Origin of the sequence: Hyalangium minutum, assembly GCF_000737315.1 — a bacterium.
GTDB lineage: Bacteria > Myxococcota > Myxococcia > Myxococcales > Myxococcaceae > Hyalangium > Hyalangium minutum.
Genome location: NZ_JMCB01000004.1, coordinates 316,915 through 334,148 on the forward strand (window position 1 = coordinate 316,915; position 17,234 = coordinate 334,148).

General features: G+C 68.7%; 12 protein-coding genes. 8 read left to right on the forward strand and 4 right to left on the reverse strand.

The window, feature by feature from the left end:
- Window positions 1-27 precede the first annotated feature (27 nt).
- Together DB31_RS12665 and fabD are read left to right on the forward strand one after the other, a co-directional pair.
- Window positions 28-1,626 carry a non-ribosomal peptide synthetase family protein gene (locus DB31_RS12665; RefSeq protein ID WP_044186799.1) on the forward strand — a complete coding sequence of 533 codons (1,599 nt, stop codon included), beginning with the start codon at window positions 28-30 and terminating at the stop codon, window positions 1,624-1,626.
- The gene (fabD, locus tag DB31_RS12670) at window positions 1,604-2,575 is read left to right on the forward strand and encodes an ACP S-malonyltransferase (RefSeq protein ID WP_044186801.1); all 972 of its coding nucleotides are present in this window, start codon (window positions 1,604-1,606) and stop codon (window positions 2,573-2,575) included. Before DB31_RS12665 ends, fabD begins: the two co-directional genes overlap by 23 nt.
- Window positions 2,576-2,623: 48 nt before the next feature.
- On the opposite strand, the gene DB31_RS50455 is transcribed toward fabD, so the two are convergent.
- The 3 genes from DB31_RS50455 to DB31_RS12690 all read right to left on the reverse strand — a co-directional run bounded on the left by DB31_RS50455 (window position 2,624) and on the right by DB31_RS12690 (window position 6,329).
- Window positions 2,624-3,742 carry a CDP-alcohol phosphatidyltransferase family protein gene (locus DB31_RS50455; RefSeq protein ID WP_240486664.1) on the reverse strand — a complete coding sequence of 373 codons (1,119 nt, stop codon included), beginning with the start codon at window positions 3,740-3,742 and terminating at the stop codon, window positions 2,624-2,626.
- 136 nt (window positions 3,743-3,878) lie between these two features.
- A complete protein-coding gene (locus tag DB31_RS12685) occupies window positions 3,879-4,373 on the reverse strand; it encodes a hypothetical protein (RefSeq protein WP_044186806.1) in 495 nt (164 codons plus the stop codon).
- A 201-nt stretch (window positions 4,374-4,574) separates the two neighbouring features.
- Complete coding sequence (locus tag DB31_RS12690) at window positions 4,575-6,329, reverse strand: sigma-54-dependent transcriptional regulator (RefSeq protein ID WP_044186808.1); 1,755 nt, start codon at window positions 6,327-6,329, stop codon at window positions 4,575-4,577.
- A gap of 168 nt (window positions 6,330-6,497) precedes the next feature.
- Between DB31_RS12690 and DB31_RS12695 the strand changes: the two genes are divergently transcribed.
- Genes DB31_RS12695 through DB31_RS12710 form a run of 4 tightly spaced genes read left to right on the forward strand, consistent with a single transcriptional unit; the run spans window position 6,498 to window position 11,483 of the window.
- The gene (locus DB31_RS12695; protein ID WP_044186809.1) at window positions 6,498-8,957 is read left to right on the forward strand and encodes a patatin-like phospholipase family protein; all 2,460 of its coding nucleotides are present in this window, start codon (window positions 6,498-6,500) and stop codon (window positions 8,955-8,957) included.
- Window positions 8,954-9,922 (forward strand): 3-oxoacyl-ACP synthase III family protein, encoded by a 969-nt coding sequence (locus DB31_RS12700; RefSeq protein ID WP_044186811.1) that lies wholly within the window; start codon window positions 8,954-8,956, stop codon window positions 9,920-9,922. The genes DB31_RS12695 and DB31_RS12700 overlap by 4 nt, the downstream gene beginning before the upstream one ends.
- Entirely contained in the window at window positions 9,919-10,671 is a 753-nt protein-coding gene (locus tag DB31_RS12705) for a lysophospholipid acyltransferase family protein (protein WP_044186813.1), read from the forward strand. The genes DB31_RS12700 and DB31_RS12705 overlap by 4 nt, the downstream gene beginning before the upstream one ends.
- On the forward strand, window positions 10,668-11,483 hold the full coding sequence (locus DB31_RS12710) for an SDR family NAD(P)-dependent oxidoreductase (RefSeq protein WP_044186815.1): 816 nt from the start codon (window positions 10,668-10,670) through the stop codon (window positions 11,481-11,483). Before DB31_RS12705 ends, DB31_RS12710 begins: the two co-directional genes overlap by 4 nt.
- A gap of 3 nt (window positions 11,484-11,486) precedes the next feature.
- Here DB31_RS12710 and DB31_RS12715 read toward each other — a convergent pair whose 3' ends face one another.
- Window positions 11,487-14,987, reverse strand: a complete 3,501-nt coding sequence (locus tag DB31_RS12715; protein ID WP_044186818.1) for an ATP-binding protein — start codon at window positions 14,985-14,987, stop codon at window positions 11,487-11,489.
- 185 nt (window positions 14,988-15,172) lie between these two features.
- On the opposite strand from DB31_RS12715, the gene DB31_RS44735 reads away from it, so the two are divergent.
- Window positions 15,173-16,006 (forward strand): hypothetical protein, encoded by an 834-nt coding sequence (locus DB31_RS44735; protein ID WP_052419913.1) that lies wholly within the window; start codon window positions 15,173-15,175, stop codon window positions 16,004-16,006.
- A gap of 73 nt (window positions 16,007-16,079) precedes the next feature.
- On the forward strand, window positions 16,080-17,234 hold the full coding sequence (locus DB31_RS12725) for a protoglobin domain-containing protein (RefSeq protein WP_044186820.1): 1,155 nt from the start codon (window positions 16,080-16,082) through the stop codon (window positions 17,232-17,234).

Consider the following 17,234-nt stretch of genomic DNA (forward strand, 5'->3'; position numbering starts at 1 on the left):
CCGCGCCCACCCTGCGCGACTCACACCATGTCTTCTCCTCCGTCCTTTCAGACGCCGTTCCTCGTGGGGGTTCGCGCGGCCGGCCTGTTGCTGTGTGTGCTGTCCTGGCCTCTGGGCGGGGCGGCTTGGCTCGTGTTCGCCTGGGGCGCGCTGAGCCTGCTGCGCATGCCTCGCCGGAGGCTGCTCGTGGAGCTCGCCATCGCCTCCATGCTGTTGCTCGCGGTGGCGCCCGGCTGGGCGCCGCTGGTGGGCGCCACCGTGATGCTGCTGGTGATTCCGCTCGCGCCCGAATCAGGGGCCCTGAACCTGAACGGCCTGGACCGCTACTTCTACCTGCAGGACGGCCCGAACTCGCGGATGAACTCGCACCACTTCGTGGACACGGACGCCCCGCTGGAGCGCGAGCCGCTGGAGCGCGCCGTCGCCGCCATGCTGCACGAGGTGCCCCTGGCCCGCTCGTTCGTGCGCGAGGCGCCGCTGAGCGTTGCGCGGTTCGTGGCCCGGCGCCCCTGGGTGGGAGCGGCGGAGCTTCTGTGCTGGTCCGACGCTCCCGTCGAGGCGGGGGACTCGCGCGCGCTGGACGCGCCCATGGACCTGCGGCGCCTGCCACCGTGGCGGGTCATCCACGCGCCTCGATCCGAAGGGGGGTACCGCCTGTGCCTCACGGTGCACCACAGCGCCGTCGATGGGGAGGGGGGCCTGTTGATGCTCGACCTGCTGGTGCGCCGCTACAACGAGCTGCGCGCGGGGAGGCCGCTCACGCCGCAGGTCCCTGCTCACGGTGGCCAGCGGCTGCGCGAGATGCTGCGGCCTCGGGGGCTGGGCTGGACCCTGCGGATGATGAGGCGTCACGTCGCCGCCGCCGACAAGCACAAGGGGGCGTCGGCCCTGCTCGCGGATGATGCCGCCGCACATCCCACGCACACCCGGCACCACCTGCTGCGCATTCCGGGAGCCACTTGGCAGCGCCTCAAGGCCGTCTCCACCGCCAAGGGGGTGAGCCGCAATGATCTGTTGGTGGGTGCCGTCTTTCGCGCGGCCAGCGCCCTCCGCCAAGAGCGCGGGTGGCCCGAGCTGCGCTTCCGGTCCTTTGTGCCCGCGAACCTCCGTGAGGCGCTGGGGGTTCCCTCCGGGCTGGGCAACTACCTGGGAATGCTGGATGTCGTGGCACTCCCGGAGGACATCCACTCCCCGGAGCTGGAAAAGCGCCTCTCCGAGTCCATCCGGAGCAAGCGCGTCCTCGATGAGGCCGTGGGCTTCATGGTCAACATGGGGCTGCTGACGCTCATGCCACCGGCGATGTTTAGAGCGGCGCTGCGCAGCAACGAGGCCGATCCCTCCTCGTTCATCTACTCGATGGTCGTGAGCACCATCCGTCAACCCGAGGAGCTGGCCCTGCCCGAGGGCGTCACCACCGAGCGGGTCTTGGTGCGCGGCTCACTCACGGGGAGTCCCTGCTTCGGCGTCGTCATCATCCACTCCGGTGGACAGGTGCATGGAGTGCTCGAGTACCTCTCTCCGACCGTCCGCGACGAGACCGCCCGCGAGTTCGCCGAGAGATGGCTGGCCGAAGTCGATCGGTTGGCAGGGGCGGGAGACCTTCATGAACAACATCGTGCGGGATGAGGCAGCAGGCCGGTGGGCGTGGATCTTTCCGGGACAGGGCTCCCAGAAAGTGGGCATGGGGCGGAAGATGCTCGAGCGCTCCAGCGCGGCCCGGCGGGTCTTCGAGGAGGCATCGGACGCCATCGGGGTGGACCTCGCCCGGCTGTGCCTGGAGGGGCCTGCCGAGACGCTGATGGCGACCGAGAACGCCCAGCCGGCCATCGTGACGGTGAGCGCGGCCTGCCTGGCGGAGCTGGAAGAGCGAGGGCTCGCGCCGCCGGTCGTGGCAGGGCACAGCGTGGGGGAGTTCTCGGCCCTGGTGGCGGCCCGGTGCCTGCCGCTGGCGGCGGCTGTCCGTGCGGTGCGGAAGCGGGGGCAGCTCATGGCGAGCGTGAGGGCGCCTGGAGGAATGCTGGCCGTCATGGGCCTGGATGGGGCGCGGGTCGCTGAGCTGTGCCGCGAGGCCGCGCGGGACGGAGTAGTCGTGGTGGCCATCCACAACAGCCCGCAGCAGTTCGTGCTCTCTGGAGACCTGGGGGCCCTGGAGCGGTTCAAGGACGTCGCCACCTCCGCCGGAGCCAAAGAGTGCGTGATGCTGGAGGTGAGCCACGCCTTCCACTCCCCGCTGATGGGGCAGATTCACGAGGAGTGGCGGGCCGTGGTCGCGAGCCTGCAGCTCCGGATGCCCAGGTGCCCCGTGTTCCTCAACACGACGGCGAAAACGGTGAAGACGCTGGTCTGTATCCGGCAGTCACTGCTGGTGCAGATCACGGCTCCCATCTTGTGGATGCAGTGTGTGCAGGGCCTCGTCGAGCTGGGCGTGACGCGGGTGTTGGAGGTCGGAGACAGCAAGGTCGTGTCCTCCCTTGCGCGGCGGTCCGTCCCGACCCTCCAGACGCTGACGTTTCAAGAGCCCACGGTCTTGAATCAGCTGGGCGGCGCGGACACCTCGCGCGCAACCCCCGTGTAGAAGCGCCCAACCGGGCGCCTGCCATGAGGGCGGGAGGGTTCTCGGCGGTCAGGCCGCGAGCTTGTTGCTCACGTGCTGGTGCACCACGCGGTGCGTCGAGGACAGCCAGAGCAGCGGAAAGCCAATCTCCGGGTACTGCGAGATCATCTCCCGGAGGTAGCGGTACATGCTGATGAGCAGCGCCATCGCCATCACCCCCAGCAGCCCGTGGCGAAGCGCGGGCTGGAGCGTTTCGGGCAACAGCGAGAGGGGGAGCACCAGGAGGAACAGCACGGACTCGGCTGTCAGCCACGCCGGAGGCTTGTTGACGAGCTGGCGCGCATGCACGCCTACCGCGAGGCTGCCCATGGCGAGAGCGACGAGGGCCCGGGCGGAGAAGACGTCGCTCCAGCCGCGGAGCCAGAGCAGGTAGAGGCCGAGGATGAGCGCCGGCGCCAGGAGGATGCGCACGTAGAAGCGCAGCGAGGAGAGCGGCGAGCGGGACATAAGCGCGAGGTCCTGCACCAGCGACCAGAAGCCAGCGCCAAAGGCCACGACGCTCAGGAGCGAGTAGGTGAGCTGGAACCCCGGCTCCTCGAGAATCGACACGCCGAAAAGGCAGACGGACAACCCGAGGAACAAACAGAAGACATAGTTCCAGAGGTGGTTGATGTACGGGTCTCGCATGAGGCCCGTCGCGTAGTAGCGGCACAGCCCGAGGTAGAAGAACAGCTGCCCGGTGGCGGTGAGCAGGACGTAGGGCAGGAAGACAAAACCCTGGCGAGGGCCGAGCTGGGCGACGATCAGCACGGCCATTGCCGAGTTCATGACGTCGACCCAGTGGTCCCAGAAGTGGCGGGCGGTGGATTGCGTGCCGTTGCGACGGGCCTGGGTGCCATCCATGGCATCCAGACAGAAGTGGAGCACCCGGCAGAGCACCCAGAGCGCATACATCCACTGGGCCCGCTCGAAGGTGTGGACGGCGGCGAGCAGGAACAGGTGGAGCAGCAACCCAGGAAGGCCGAGGACGACCGGGGAGAGCCTGTAGGGGAGATGGCGGACGGCGAAGCTCCGGCATCTCTCCCGGACAAACCGGATGAGGGCATCCTCTTCCGGGCGCTTGTAGCTCTGTTGCGAATCGAGGACCAACACATGGGGCTCCAGCGCCCGTGCCTGCTGCTTGCTCATTGCCTGTGTCCGTTCACGCCGGGCGGGTGTCGTTGCCCGGGGCGAGACGAACCATGCAAGGGATTGGGGCTGGGAGCGGTGAACTGCCTCACACGAGGGATGTGGGCTGCGTCACACCCCTCGGTGGGGGTTCAAATCACGGAGTGCAATTCTCGACATGCACTTCGAGGATGGCTCCCTGGATGTTGTAGTACGAGTCCCAGGCCAGGTATTGCACATAATAGATACCTTCGACGGCATCGTCCGGCCCCGGGCCAAAGTCATCCGAATCGCCGCTGCCCGGAGCCCCATCCTGATCGTCATCGCCGGTGTTGTACCGGTGCACTTCCAGCGGTTGACCACACGCGTCCGTGGCGGTGACCTCGGGCGGCTCCCAGGTATCCACACCACACTGCAGTTTAATGACCGCGTCGCTCAGGCTGAGCGTGGGCGCCCCGCCATTCTGGGCGGCCGTGCACGGCTCCTCGCCGAGGGACTGGCTCGAAGTCTGCTTCGGCTGGGAATTGGAGAGGAGGGTTTCCTCATCCGTGGGCTGCTGCCCACAAGCGCTGACAGAGACGGCAAGGACTGTCAGCGTTCCGAGGATGAGGGAGCGGCGCCACGGTTGAGAATCGAGAGGGAAAAGACTCATCGGCGATGCCTCCAGTGCGGGTATGTACAACATCACTGAGAGTATCAGAACCAAGACATGAATTGTCGTTGTGAATGCCTTTGGGCTCTCTTTTTTTTATTCTTGCGCCGCTGAAAAATGGAGAGGAATTGGAGTGAAGCTTGCTGGCTGTGCGCAGGCTGTGCGCCTGGGCAGGAATTCTTTCGCGGAAACAGAGAGCCCTCAGGCGGCCTCGTTCTCGGCCAGCAACGCGGCAAAGGGGGAGGGGCCCTCTCCGAGTTCCTTGTAGAGGGCCTCCACCTTCTCCAGCTCCCGCTTGAGCACCTTGTGGTGGTTGCGATTCTTCAGGAGGTTTTCCCGCCCCAGCGCTCGGAATGCCTCCTCGCGGCCCATCTGCTGCACCGCCTGCCCCAGTACGATGCCCACCAGCGCCTCGGTCAGCCCCAGGTCCAGCGGCGTGCCTCGGCGCTTCGCCTCCGCGATGAACGCCTGGGCGGCCGCGATCAAGGCCGTAGGTATCGAGGCCGCCGCCTTGCTCTCGGCCTGGCCCGTGGCGCCCTCGTACTCCAGCGCCCGCGAGACATGGCCCGAGGAAAGCGTCAGCTCCGCCGAGGGCCCGTGCTCCACCAGCGCCAGCGTGTAGGCCCGGCGGATGATGTTGTCCAACTGCCGCAGGTTCCCCGGCCACGCACGGCCGCTCAGCACCTGCTCCGCTTCGGGCGACAGCTGCGCCTGCCCCTGCGGGAACTGCTCCTTGTGCCGCCGTGTCACCATGTAGTGGGCCCACAGCGGGATTTCGTCTTGGCGCTCGTCCAGCGAGGGCACCCGCAGCGGCAGCACGTTGATGCGGTAGTACAGGTCCTCGCGGAACCGGCCCGCGCGTACCGCCTCGCGCAGATCCACGTTCGTGCCGATGATGAACCGCACGTCCGCGCCCCGGTCTCCCGCCCCGTCTCCCAGCACCCGGTACGAGCGCTCCTCCAGCACCCGCAGCAGGCCCGCCTGCGCCTTGAGCGACAGCTTGTCGATCTCGTCGATGAAGAGTGTGCCGCCCTCCGCTCGGCCGATGCTCCCCAGGCTGTCCTTCACCGCGCCCGTGAACGCGCCCTTCTTCCAGCCAAAGAGCTCCGCCATCTGCAGCTCTTCGGGCACTGCGAGCAGCTCCAGCACCTCGAAGGGGCCCTTGCGCCGGCTCGAGCGCGAGTGCACCCACCGCGCCAGCCGCGACTTGCCCGCTCCCGTCGGCCCGCTGATCAGCACGCTCTCCTCCTGCTGCGAGAAGACGTTCAGGATGGGCAGCAGGTTCGCCATCGACTTGCCCACCACGGGCAGGTACTCGTCCACCTCCGCGTGGGGCGCTGGCCGGAACGGCAGGCCCGTGAGGTACGGTGCCGCCACCTCCGCGATCGTCTGCAGCCGATCGATGCACTCGCGCCAGATGAAGTCCTGGCCCATCGCCGTGGGGCTGTCCGCCTCCAGTGAGATCATCCCCCCAATCCCCGCGCCCAGCGCCCGCAGGGGGATGACGCACACGTGCGAGGCCTGCCGGCTCAGGAAACTCTGGCGGCTCTCCTGACTGGTGAAGCTGCCGGGCAGCGGCTCCTCGGCCTTGTCCGGCAACTGCGGCAGGTACGGCTTCAGCGCCCCCAGCGTGACGTCCACGAAGACGGGGCTTCCGTGCTGCACCACCGAGCGCCACGCCGTGGCTGACACCAGGCTCGGCGCGCCGCGCTGGCCCGTGCTCCCTGCCGACTGCACCGCCGTGGCGCCTTGCTCGAGGATGGCCAGCTTCACGTAGCCCCCTGCGGGCCGTAGGTGAACCATGCTCCGCAGCACCTTGGCGCGCCCGGCGTACTTGCTGGCGGCGATCGTCCGCTCGGTCAGGCCCATCATGGCCGACAGGGTCCGCGCGGCTGCATCCTCGAAGTCTCCCGACTTCGACAGCGCCACCACCAGCGAGGACAGATCGTCTTGCATGCAGTCACCCAAGTCCTTGAATTCCGGCGCGCGAACCAGCGGCCAGCCAGGCGCGGCACCGGCGCATCCTCTCAGAGGCCGTGGCTCCCGTGAAAGCCTCGACGGGCTTGCTCGCCGTGCGTGCAGCCGCGCCCGCACCTGCGGCATCGTAGTAAAGGAAGGAGGCGCATGACGAGCGAGCACAAGAAGGCAGAGACCCTGGGTGGAAAGGGAGAGGGCCTCCCTCCGCTGCACTACAAGGCGCTGAGCCAGTGGCTCGAGGCCCACCCGGATCTGGTGCGTCAGCACTTCGTGGCGAAGACGTTCCCGCGGGAGACGCGCGTCTTTCCGTCGGAGGCACTGCAGTCCGCGGGACTGCCGAGGCTCGCGATCCTGCTCTCGGGGGAACTGGCTCTGACGCAGCTCGCTCCGGGCGCTCTGGCGCCGCACAAGGCGCTCTACCGCGGCGATCTGTGGGTCAACCCCAACAAGCCCGGCGCCAAGCCCCGCGAGCCCATCGTGGCCATCCATCTCCAGGCCGTGGCCACGAGCGAGGCCTTGCTCTTGACCGAGCAAGGGCTGCGCTCGATGCCCGAGCAGGATGCGAGAGAACTGGAGAAGCTCCTTGATGCCTACGCGGGGCTGCACTCGACCCGCGCCACCTTCTTCCAGGCAATTCGGAAGACGCTCCAGTTCAGCAGGGCCGCCGTGCGGCACCTCCATGCGCTGCTCGACACGGTGGATGTGCGCACCTACGAGAAGGGGAGCGCCAGCGGAGACATCGTCGTCCCGCAGGGCAGCACCGACGAGGCGCACAAGGGCATCTTCCTGGTGCTGGAGGGACAGCTCGGCGAGTGGCGGGATCCACAGAGTTCCGAGACGCAGCCCGTGCTCATTCGCCCGCTCTACGAGGGGAGCATCTTCGGGGACGCAGTGCTGCACAGCGACGCGCCTCCACCGGCCACGGTGAAGCTCCACTCGGACAAGGCGCGCGTGGCCTTCCTGCCGGAGCTGAACAGCCTGAAGCTCATCCAGCGCTCGCAGTTGTTCGCCAGCTCCGTGGGCTCCGCGCCGGGTGAGATCTGGCAGCGCATCGCACAAGTGGGCTCCGCGCTGGCGCCTCCTCCCGAGGTGGTGCTGTTCCGCTGCGATGCGCCAGACATCCCGTTGCCGATGCTGATCCAGGGCGTGGCCGAGGCCACCCACCTGAGCTACGAGGATCGCATCCTCCGAGTGGAGCTCTTCCACTCCGCGCAGTCTCAGGGAACGGTGCCCGAGGAGCCGCCGGAGCCGCGCCCCGGAGAAGTTCCGGTCTACCGGCTTGGGGCGCATGACGGACCCGCCGCAAGCCGGGCGCTCCACGCGTTGGCGTTGGCGCTCCAGGGGCGTTGGGACTACCTGTTCGTCCACGTGGATCCGCGGCTGTGGCATGGGCTCACGCCTCCCCTGGGGAGCGCCCGGGGCTTCCGGCCGTTCTTCCTGGCGGGGGAGGACGTCTGGAAGGTGGTTACGGTCTCGCGGGATCCGCTCGCGGTTCCGCCACCGCCCGGCTTCGACAACGGCTCCGTGCTCTGCGCGGCGCTGCTGCCCCCTGGGACAGAGCGCGAGCCGGGCCCCGCGTTTCCGGCTGGGACGGTGCGTCTCCCGCTGAACCTCCGGAACTTCTCCAGCCACCGGACCTTCTCCCAGTGCTCCTCGGCCGAGCAGGAGCTGTTCCGGCGCTGGGGCCGCGCCATCACCGAGCGGCTCGTGGGCATCGCGCTGGGAGCGGGCGGCTCGTGGGGCTACGCCGAGATCGCCCTCATTCGCGGAATGCAGGAGCGGAAGATCCCCATCGACGCCGTCAGCGGGACGAGCTTCGGGGCCATGACAGGGGCGTTCTACAGCGCGTTCGGCGACGCGGGCCTGGACCTGCTGCTGAAGGAGGGCCACAAGTTCAACGCGGTCATCCTCGCCAGCATCATCAACTCGGGCGCCATCACGCTGTTCATCGATCACCTGCTCGGGCGCCAGCGGCTGGAGAAGGTCCCGCTGCCCTTCTTCCCCGTGGGGACGAATGTCTCCGAGTCCCAGGCGTGGGTCCTCCAGAAGGGGACCCTGGGCGCAGCGGTGCGCTCCAGCGGCATCATGCCGGGGCTGCTCTCGCCGGACTTCACCGATAACTACAGCCGCGTCGTGGATGGCGCCTTCATCAACAGCGTGCCGGTGAGCATCCTGATGAGCCAGCGCGCCAACCTGATCGTGGGCACCAACGTGCTGTCGACGCCTCCGGATCAGAAGGAGCAAGGACCGCTGCTGCCCGGCGCCCTGGGGTGGTTCCTGCACGGGCTCAACCCGGTGGGGCGCATCTCCGACGCGGTGCGCTCCACGCTGATCCTGTTCCACACGGGAGGCGAGCAGGCCGGCTCGGGGGCGGATGTGACGTTCGACAGCCCATTCTCGCCGCTGCCGCCTTGGGCCTTCGCACAGGGACAGGCCGTCGTGGACCGGGCGGCCGCCGTCCTCGGACCGACGCTCGATGACATCGAGATGCGGTGGAAGATCATGGCCACGCCGCGGTGGGATCTGCCGTCGAAGCTGCGCCTCTTGAAGGAGGCCGGCGAGCTGGGGCCGCTGGAGGGCCTGCTGGCGTCGAGGATGCTGGCGTGATCCCTGTTCGCATCCTGGGCACCTCGGGGCTGCTGCCGGGACGGGCCGTCTCCACCGAGGAGGTGGCGCGGCAGCTCGGCAGGGATCCCGCCAAGATTGAAGCGCGCACGGGCATCCGGACTCGCTACTGGGTGGAGCCTGGTACCCGGATGACGGACCTCGGCGTGGAGGCGCTCCGGCGCGCGCTCGATGCCGCGAAGATGGCGCCCTCGGATCTGAGCCGCATCATCTTCGTCTCTTCCTCCGGTGGGGATGCGATCACCCCCGCCACGGCGAGCATGATCTCCGGGGCGCTGGGGCTCGCGGGCTCGTGCGACGCGTTCGACCTCAACAACGCCTGCATGGGTTTTCTCTCCGCCTTCGATATTGCTGCCCGCTCCATTGCGACTGGGATGGGGCCGGTGGGGATCGTTGTCGTCGAGTGCATCTCCCGCGCGCTCGATCCCAGCCATCCCCGGCCGTACCTCGTCTTTGGAGATGCGGCGGCCGCCGCGGTGCTCGGGCCCGCGCGAGAGGGCGAGGGTGTGCTGAGCGTGGCGCTCGCCAACAACGGCACGCTGCCTCCGGACACCGTCTGTGCTCAGCCTCTGTTCACCGGCAAGGTGGAGCGGGTCCAGTTCGTCGTCTCCAAGGAGGAGATCCTCGAGATCGCGCTGAACGCTCTGGGCACGGCGACGAACACGGTGCTCCAGAAAGCCGGGGTGGAGCTGGGCGACATCCAGTGGGTGCTGCCTCATCAGCCCAATGGCGCGCTGCTCGACGCGATCATCGACAGGCTCGGGTTGGATCGAACGCGGCTCATCCCCATGGTTCAGGATGTGGGTAGCGTGGCAGCGGTGTCGATCCCTTACAGCCTCGATCTGCTGATGCGGACCGGCAAGGTGCGCCCCGGAGATCGGATCCTGATGGTCGGCGTGGGGGCGGGTGTCTCTTACGGTGCGCTTCTCTATCAGGTGGGCGGATGAGCCGAGCGGGGGGCGTTCCTCTCGCCACGTGGCTGGCGGCGTTCCGGATGCTGCGCCTCTGGCATCGCTACGAGGTGCAGGGCCTGGAGCGTCTGCTGCACCCAGGAGCGAAGCTGATCGTCGCGTACCACGGCCGGCCGCTGGCGCTCGATCAGTGCATGCTCACCGTCACCCTCTACGAGCAGCTGGGCTATCTGCCCCATGGCATCATCCACGGCTACTTCGGCCAGAACCGGCTGCTGCGGTATGTGATCGACGGCCTGGGGTTCGTCACCGGAGATGGGCCCGAGATCGTTGACGCCGTGGCGCGGGGCGAGCACGTCCTCGTCCAGCCCGGCGGGACGCGCGAGGGATGCCGCAGCTTCCGCCACCGCTACCGGGTGGACTGGGGTGACCGGCTCGGGTACCTGCGCATGGCCATCCGGCATGGCCTGCCCATCGTCCCCGTGGCCGGTAACGGCGTGGATGACACCTATCTGGGACTCAACAACGGCTACAAGCTTGGGCGCAGGCTCGGTGTGCCCGCGGGTCTTCCGGTGTGGCTGGGGCTGGGCCTCACGGGTGTGTGGCCGCTCTCGCTGTCGTTCCCAGTGAAGGTGACACAGCTCGTTGGCGAGCCGATCGAGCGGCACCTCAGGGGGAAGATCGATCCGGCGGACAAGGCCGCGTTGATGGAGCTGCACCAAGAGGTTCGCGGCGCCGTCCAGGTGCTCATGGATCGGGCGCGAGGCCAGAAGGAGTCGCGATGAGTACGGGGCAGTGGGCAGTCGTCCTGGGGGCCTCGTCAGGGACGGGGGCCGCCATCGCCCTGGAGGTGGCTCGCTCCCGGGAGTTCAACGTGTTCGGCGTGCACCGAGGGCGTTACCTGGAGCAGGCTCAGCGGGTGGAGCAGGATGTGGCCGCCACCGGCCGGCGCATCGTCATGCACCGGGGGGATGCCGCGATCCCCGAGGGTGTGGCTCAGGGCGCCGACGCCTTGCTGGCGGCGGCAGGGCCGAGGAGCGTGAAGCTGTTCGTCCACTCGCTGGCCAGCGGCTCGGTGGGGCACTTCGTCTCGGGCGGGGAGGAGCAGTTCCACCCCAAGCAGGTGGAGCGCACCTTCAACGCGATGGCCCACTCGTTCCTCTATTGGATCCAGGCGCTCGTGGCGCGGGATCTGCTCGCGCCCCAGGCGAGGCTGCTCGGGCTGACCAACCCGCTCACCGAGTCGCTCCTCCACAACACGGGCCTCATCACCGCCGCCAAGGCCGCGCTGGAGATCTACGTGCGGCACCTGGCGCTCGAGCTGGGGCCGAAGGGCCACCGGGTGAACCTGCTCAAGTTCGGCACGGTGATGACGCCCGCGCTCCAGCACGTCTACTCGCCCGAGGCCCTGGCGAAGCTGGAGGCTGCTCACGCTCGGATGAATCCCTCCGGCCGGATGTGCACGGTCGAGGAGGTGGCCCGCTTCGTCTCCGTGCTCGTGGGCGAGGATGTGGACTGGTTCAACGGCGCCACCATCGACTTCACCGGCGGCATGACGCTGCGGCTGCTCGATCTCGTGCTCAACGCGCCGCGCTGAGCCTCACCCGCGATCAAGCTCCGCCTGCACCCGCGCGGTCTCGTCCGGCATCTCCAGCTCGGAGAAGAGGGCGCGGGCCTTCAGCAAGTGCGGCCGCCGGTTGGGATCCTGCACGTCCATGTGGCGGCCGAGCTCGAGCCGCGCGAAGCCCTCCTCGAAGGGCATCTTGTGTTGCTGCGCCTCCGCCAGCGCCCGTTCCCAAGCATGGCGGGCTGCGGCCTGGCGTCCGGAGAGCCACGCCTCGCTGCCTCCGCACAGCCAGGCGAAGGAGCGCGCAAACGGGAGGATCAGCGCGAACATGCGCAGGATCTGGATGCCATCCCGCGCCTCCTTGAGAAGCTGCTCCCGGTCCGGATCGTTCTCGGCGGTGTGCTCCCAGAGGGCGAGGTGCACCTCGTTCATCGCGATGATGCCCGGGTACAGGAAGAAGGTGGCGGGCTTGATGGACTGCAGCACCTGGAGCGTCTGCGTGGCCATGCGGCGCGCCTGCGCAAGGTTGTTCTGACGCAGCCACGCCAGCCCCAGCGTGCCGTAGAGGACGATCTTCTCCGCGGCCTCGACGTTCGCCTCGATGTGAGGCACCTGCGAGACCACCGTCACGATGGCCTCCGAGGAGCACCCGAGCCGCACCATGGGGCCCACCCGCATCACGGGCCCCCAGAGCTGCGTCTGCGTGGCACCTCGCCGCCGGGCCGACTGCTCCAGCCGATTCGCTAGATCGATGGCGCGCCGGTACCTCGCGCGGCACGTGTTCGCGCAGGTGAGGATGGCGCTCGTCTCCTCGGTCAACCGGTAGTCCCCGAGGCTGCTCGAGGTGTCGATGGAGCGGTTGCCCCAGACCTCCAACTCGTCCCAGCGGGCCTGTCCGATGCCGCTGGCCGCGCTGCGGGACAGCACGTACGCCACGTCGATGGGCGTGCCCACTTGCTGGGCCATTTCCTGGGCCCGGCGCATCCACGTCTCCGCGATGCGGCGCGTGGGCGGCAGGCTGAAGGCCACCACCGACATCAATGCATAGCCTCGCGCCAGGGTGGGGGAGGGGCCCAGAGGCTCGCAGGCGTTGAGCGTCCGCAGGCCCGCCCACGTCAGCCGCGGCATGTCCTGCGTATAGATGTAGTTGTCCGTGAGCCGCAGCAGGATGTGCCCGGCCTCGGCCTGAGCTTTCACGCGCTCGGCGCCGTGGACCTCGAAAGCCTCGGGCACCGTGGCCTGGGACACGCGCTGGAGGATCTGTCCGAGCACTCCCGCGCCCCAGCCCACGGAAGAGGAGGGGACACGCCAGCCAAAGTGCCTCAGGGCGCGCTCGGCGTGCGTGCGGAACTTGTCCAGCAAGCCCAACTGGTAGAAGGCGTCCGCCAGCAGTGCCTCGATGTGTCCGAGCCGCGCGCGCTTCTCGGGAGACAGAGAGGAGACCTCACTCCCGTCCGGAGCCAGGAGCACCAGCGCTCGCTCCAGGTGCGGGATGGCCTCGCGGCAGGCATAGGCCGCCAACGCCTGCTCTCCGGCCCTCAGCGTGGAGAGGAGCTCCTTCTCTTGGTCTCCCGCCTTGCCCCAGTGGTACGCGAGCGCCACCGCCGAGTCGTGGGACTCCGGGTACGCCGCCTCGATGGCCGTGGCCGCCTGGCGATGGAGCAGCTGCTCGGTGCGCGGTGGCAAGTCCGCGAGCACGCCCTCACGCAGCTTGTCGTGCGCGAAGCGCCACTGGCCCTCGGAGAAGTCCAGCACCGCCGCGCTGGAGCACTCGGACAGGAATGCATCCATGCGCACGGTGGGCGCGCACACGCTCAGGATCTTGGGATCCACGCGGCGCCCGATGACCGCCGCCAACTGGAGCAGCTCGCGCGCGGATGGGGGGAGCTTGGCCAGCCGCCGCTGGACGATCTCCCGCACGCCACCCGGGAAGACCTTGGCGGGCAGCGGCGCACTGCCGATCCGCGCCAGTTGGCCGCTCTCGTCGGCCAGCGCTCGCACCACCTCCACGAGGAAGAACGGGTTGCCCTCCGTCTCCCGCCGTAGCAGCTCCACGATCTGCGGCGAGCGGCCCGAGGCACCGATCATCGACTCGGTGAGCACGGCGATGGCGTCCTCGCCGAGCCGGGGCAGCCGCAGTACCTCGGCCACTGGCATCAGGCTCGGAAGATCGGGGCGCTCGTCGTCGCGGTAGCTGGCGAGGATCAGCAGCGGCAGCGTCTTGGCCAGCGCCGAGATGCGAGCCAGCAGGAGCAGCGACTCACCGTGCGCCCAGTGCAGATCCTCCACGATGAGCACCGTGGGCTGGGGCACGCGCCGGATCAGATCCTCTACCACCGCGAACAGGCGCGCCTGCGCCATCTCGGGATCCAGCTCGACGATCGCGGGTACGGCACGCCCGAGCAGGACCTCGATGTCCTCCACCAGCGGCCGGAGCACACCGGCCTCGAAGTCATTGGGCTCGGCCAGCAGCACCAGCCAGCGCAGCACCGAGCGCCACTCCTGATACGGGCTGCCGCCACCGCTGACGCCCTGGCCGCGAACGGCCACCGCGCCCCGCACCAGGGCCAGGGTGCGCACCTCGTCGAGCAGCCGGGACTTGCCCACGCCGCTCTCTCCACCGATCAGCCATGCGCTGCCCTTGCCGTTCAGCGCCTGCTCGAGCACTTTCTCGAAGCGCGCCAGCTCGCGCTCGCGGCCCACGAAGCGAGCACCTTGGAGGAAGCTCTCGCGCGTGGCTGAGGTCTCGATGACGACCTGGTGACCCGTGGCCTCGGTCAGCGCGCTCAGGGCCTCCTCGGCGCTGCGGTAGCGCTCGCGGGGATCGGGAGCGCTCAGCTTGCGCAGCACCTGCCCCAGCGCGCTCTCCTCGAAGCCCGCGGGCAAGCCCTTGGGGCCCGCGAAGAGCCGGTAGGCGACCATCCCCAGGCTGAACAGATCCGAGGCCGCTGACGCCGGCTGCCCCTCGAAGAGCTCCGGCGCCACGAAGCCGGGAGTGCCCACCATGCCCTGGCCGTCCAGCCGCTCGCGGGCGATGGCCAGGCCGAAGTCGAGCACCTTCACCTGGCCATCCACCACCAGCACGTTGGCCGGCTTCAGATCACGGTGGATGACGCCCCAGCGGTGCATGTACGCCAGCGCCTGGAGCACCTGCGCCAGCAGGCCCACGCGCACCTCGTGCGGCTGCTCCTTGCCCGCCTCGGTGATGGTCCGCGCGCCCTTGAGCAGGTCCATCGTGTAGTAGGGGCGTGCCTGGTCATCGAACCCGTAGTCCAACACGCTGATGACGTGCGGGTGGTGCAGGGAGGTGAGGACCTTGAACTCGTCCGCCAGCCCCAGCGCGATCTCCGGGGGCTGTGTCTTGGCGCCCAGGCTGCGGGTGGCTTCGTCCGCCAGCTCCTCCACCGAGCGGTGAAGCCGCTTCAGCGCCACGACGCCCGCGAGCCGATCCCGTGCGAGGTAGACCGTCCCCATCCCTCCCCGACCGACAACGTCCAGGACCTGGTAGCGGCGGCCAAGCACCTCTGCATTCATGGTCTTCCTCTATCACGTCTCCCCAGCCTCGCGGAGATTGACCCGAGGAGGCGCGCAGTGGCTGCGCGGCTGACGAGGCCCCCCGCAAAACCTGCGTGTTTCACCCGGGGACACCCAGGAAGAATGGTGGCGCGAGCTTTGCTGAAGGACTCGGGACCGGGCGCACTCCCGGTACGGAGTCCTACATGGTTACCCGCAGCGTTCCCTTGCTCCTGCTCGCCACGCTCCTGCTCACCACCGCCAGCCAGGCGGCAGGGTTGGAGCCCGGCTCCAGGATTCCGGTCCAGAACCCTCGCCCCCGCCCTATCCGGGCCGCCGAGCCGCTGCCGCAGGGCACCAGCCTCCCTCGCTTCCTCGAGGAGCCTGGGAAGGACGAGGCGCGCGTCGCGCTGTGGCTGCGCTTCAACCGGGAGGCGCGCCTGCTGGAAGAGGGCTCGCGGGACTTCTTGGGGACGATCATCCAGATCGCGGCGCAGGTGCCCCAGGGCATCATCTACGCGCACGAGCGCGTGCAGCTCGAGGCGGAGTTGCTGGCGGCCGAGCAGGAGATCCAGGCGCTGGTGGATGCTCGGGTGGAGCTGCTCGAGGAGCGGGGCCGGACCGATCCAGAGCACGCCCTCCTCGAGGGAGAGCTGGCGCCGCCCTGGTCCCCGGATGGGCCGCTGGACCGGGAGGCGCTGGTGGCCATTGTCTTCGCGCACACGGGCCGGGCGGGGCCGCTGAGCCCTGGGGTGGAGCAGGTGCTGACCCGGCTGGAGGGGGTGGAGCGGCGCCTGGACTCCATGGAGCGCCAGCTGCTGCCCGCAGCCGAGGAGGCCCTGGGCGGGGCGCTGCTGGCGCTGTCCTCGGCCGAGGCCACCATGCTCGAGGTGACGCACGGGCTGCACTTCCTCAAGCATCAGCAGCGCACCCGGTTGGAACTGCGAGTGCACCGCGAGCTGCTGCTCATGGAGCTGGCGCGCGAGGCGGGCTGCCGGGTGGAGCAACTGCCTTGGGCGAAGGCTCCCATCGCTGGGTGAAACCCAAGCGAGCGGGGGCGTTTGCCTGACAGAAGCGCTTCCCTGGACCCGGACCGGCGGTAGTCTGCTGCCTATGGCGGAGACCTTGTTCGAGGAGCTGAAAAGGTACGTGGGTTTCAGCACGGAAGATGAGCGGGCCCTGCTCTCCTTCCATACTGTCGCGCGCGATCACTTCGCACGGATCGCCAAGGTGTTCTACGCCCGGATTCTCGAGCACGAGGGAGCCCGCACGGCCCTCGAGGGCGGCGAGAGCCAGGTGGGCCACCTGAGGGGCGAGCTGCAGCTCTGGATGGAGCAACTGCTGCATGGTCCGTGGGATGAGTCCTATTACGAGATGCGCTGCCGGATTGGCCGTAAGCACGTGCGCATCTCGCTTCCGCAGCACTACATGTTTGGAGCGATGAACGTGCTCAGGCAGGAGTTCAACGCGGTCATCGACGACAACTACCGGGACAAGCCCCAGGAGCTGGCGGCGATCCGCGGGGCCATGGCCAAGATCCTGGATCTGGAGCTGGCCATCATGCTCCACACGTACCGGGAGGATCTGCTCGCGCAGCAGGCCCGCAGCGAGCGCCTCTCCACCTTCGGCCAGCTGGTGGGTTCCATTGGCCACGAGCTGCGCAACCCGCTGGGCGTCATCGAGACCTCGCTCTTCATCCTCAAGGGCCGCCAGACCACGCCGGATGAGCGCACGGTCAAGCACCTGGACCGCATCGGCGAGCAGGTGACCATCGCCAACCGCATCGTCTCGGACCTGCTGGACATGATCCGCGACCGGCCCCTGAAGCGGGAGCCCATGCAGCTCGCGGAGGTGTGGCAGAGCGCGGCCAGCGCCGTCCATCCCCCTGCGCAGGTGACGGTGACCGCACGGGGGTTGGAGGCGCTGCCCACGCTGCAGGGAGATCCCCACCAGCTCCGGCAGGTCTTCCTCAACTTGCTGGAGAACGCCATCCAGGCCGTGGGGGACTCGGGAACGGTGGAGCTGACGGCCAAGGTGCTGCCGGACATGGTGGAGCTGGCGCTGGAGGACTCCGGACCGGGGGTGAGCGAGACCATCCGCCGCAGGCTCTTCGAGCCGTTGATGACCACCAAGGCGCGCGGTATTGGCCTGGGCCTGCCGCTCGTCAAGCGCATCCTCGAGCGCCACGGCGGCTCCATCTCATACTCCCCCCGCCCGGAGCGCGGGGCCGGCGCGCGCTTCGTGCTGCGGTTGCCGCTCGTGTCCTAG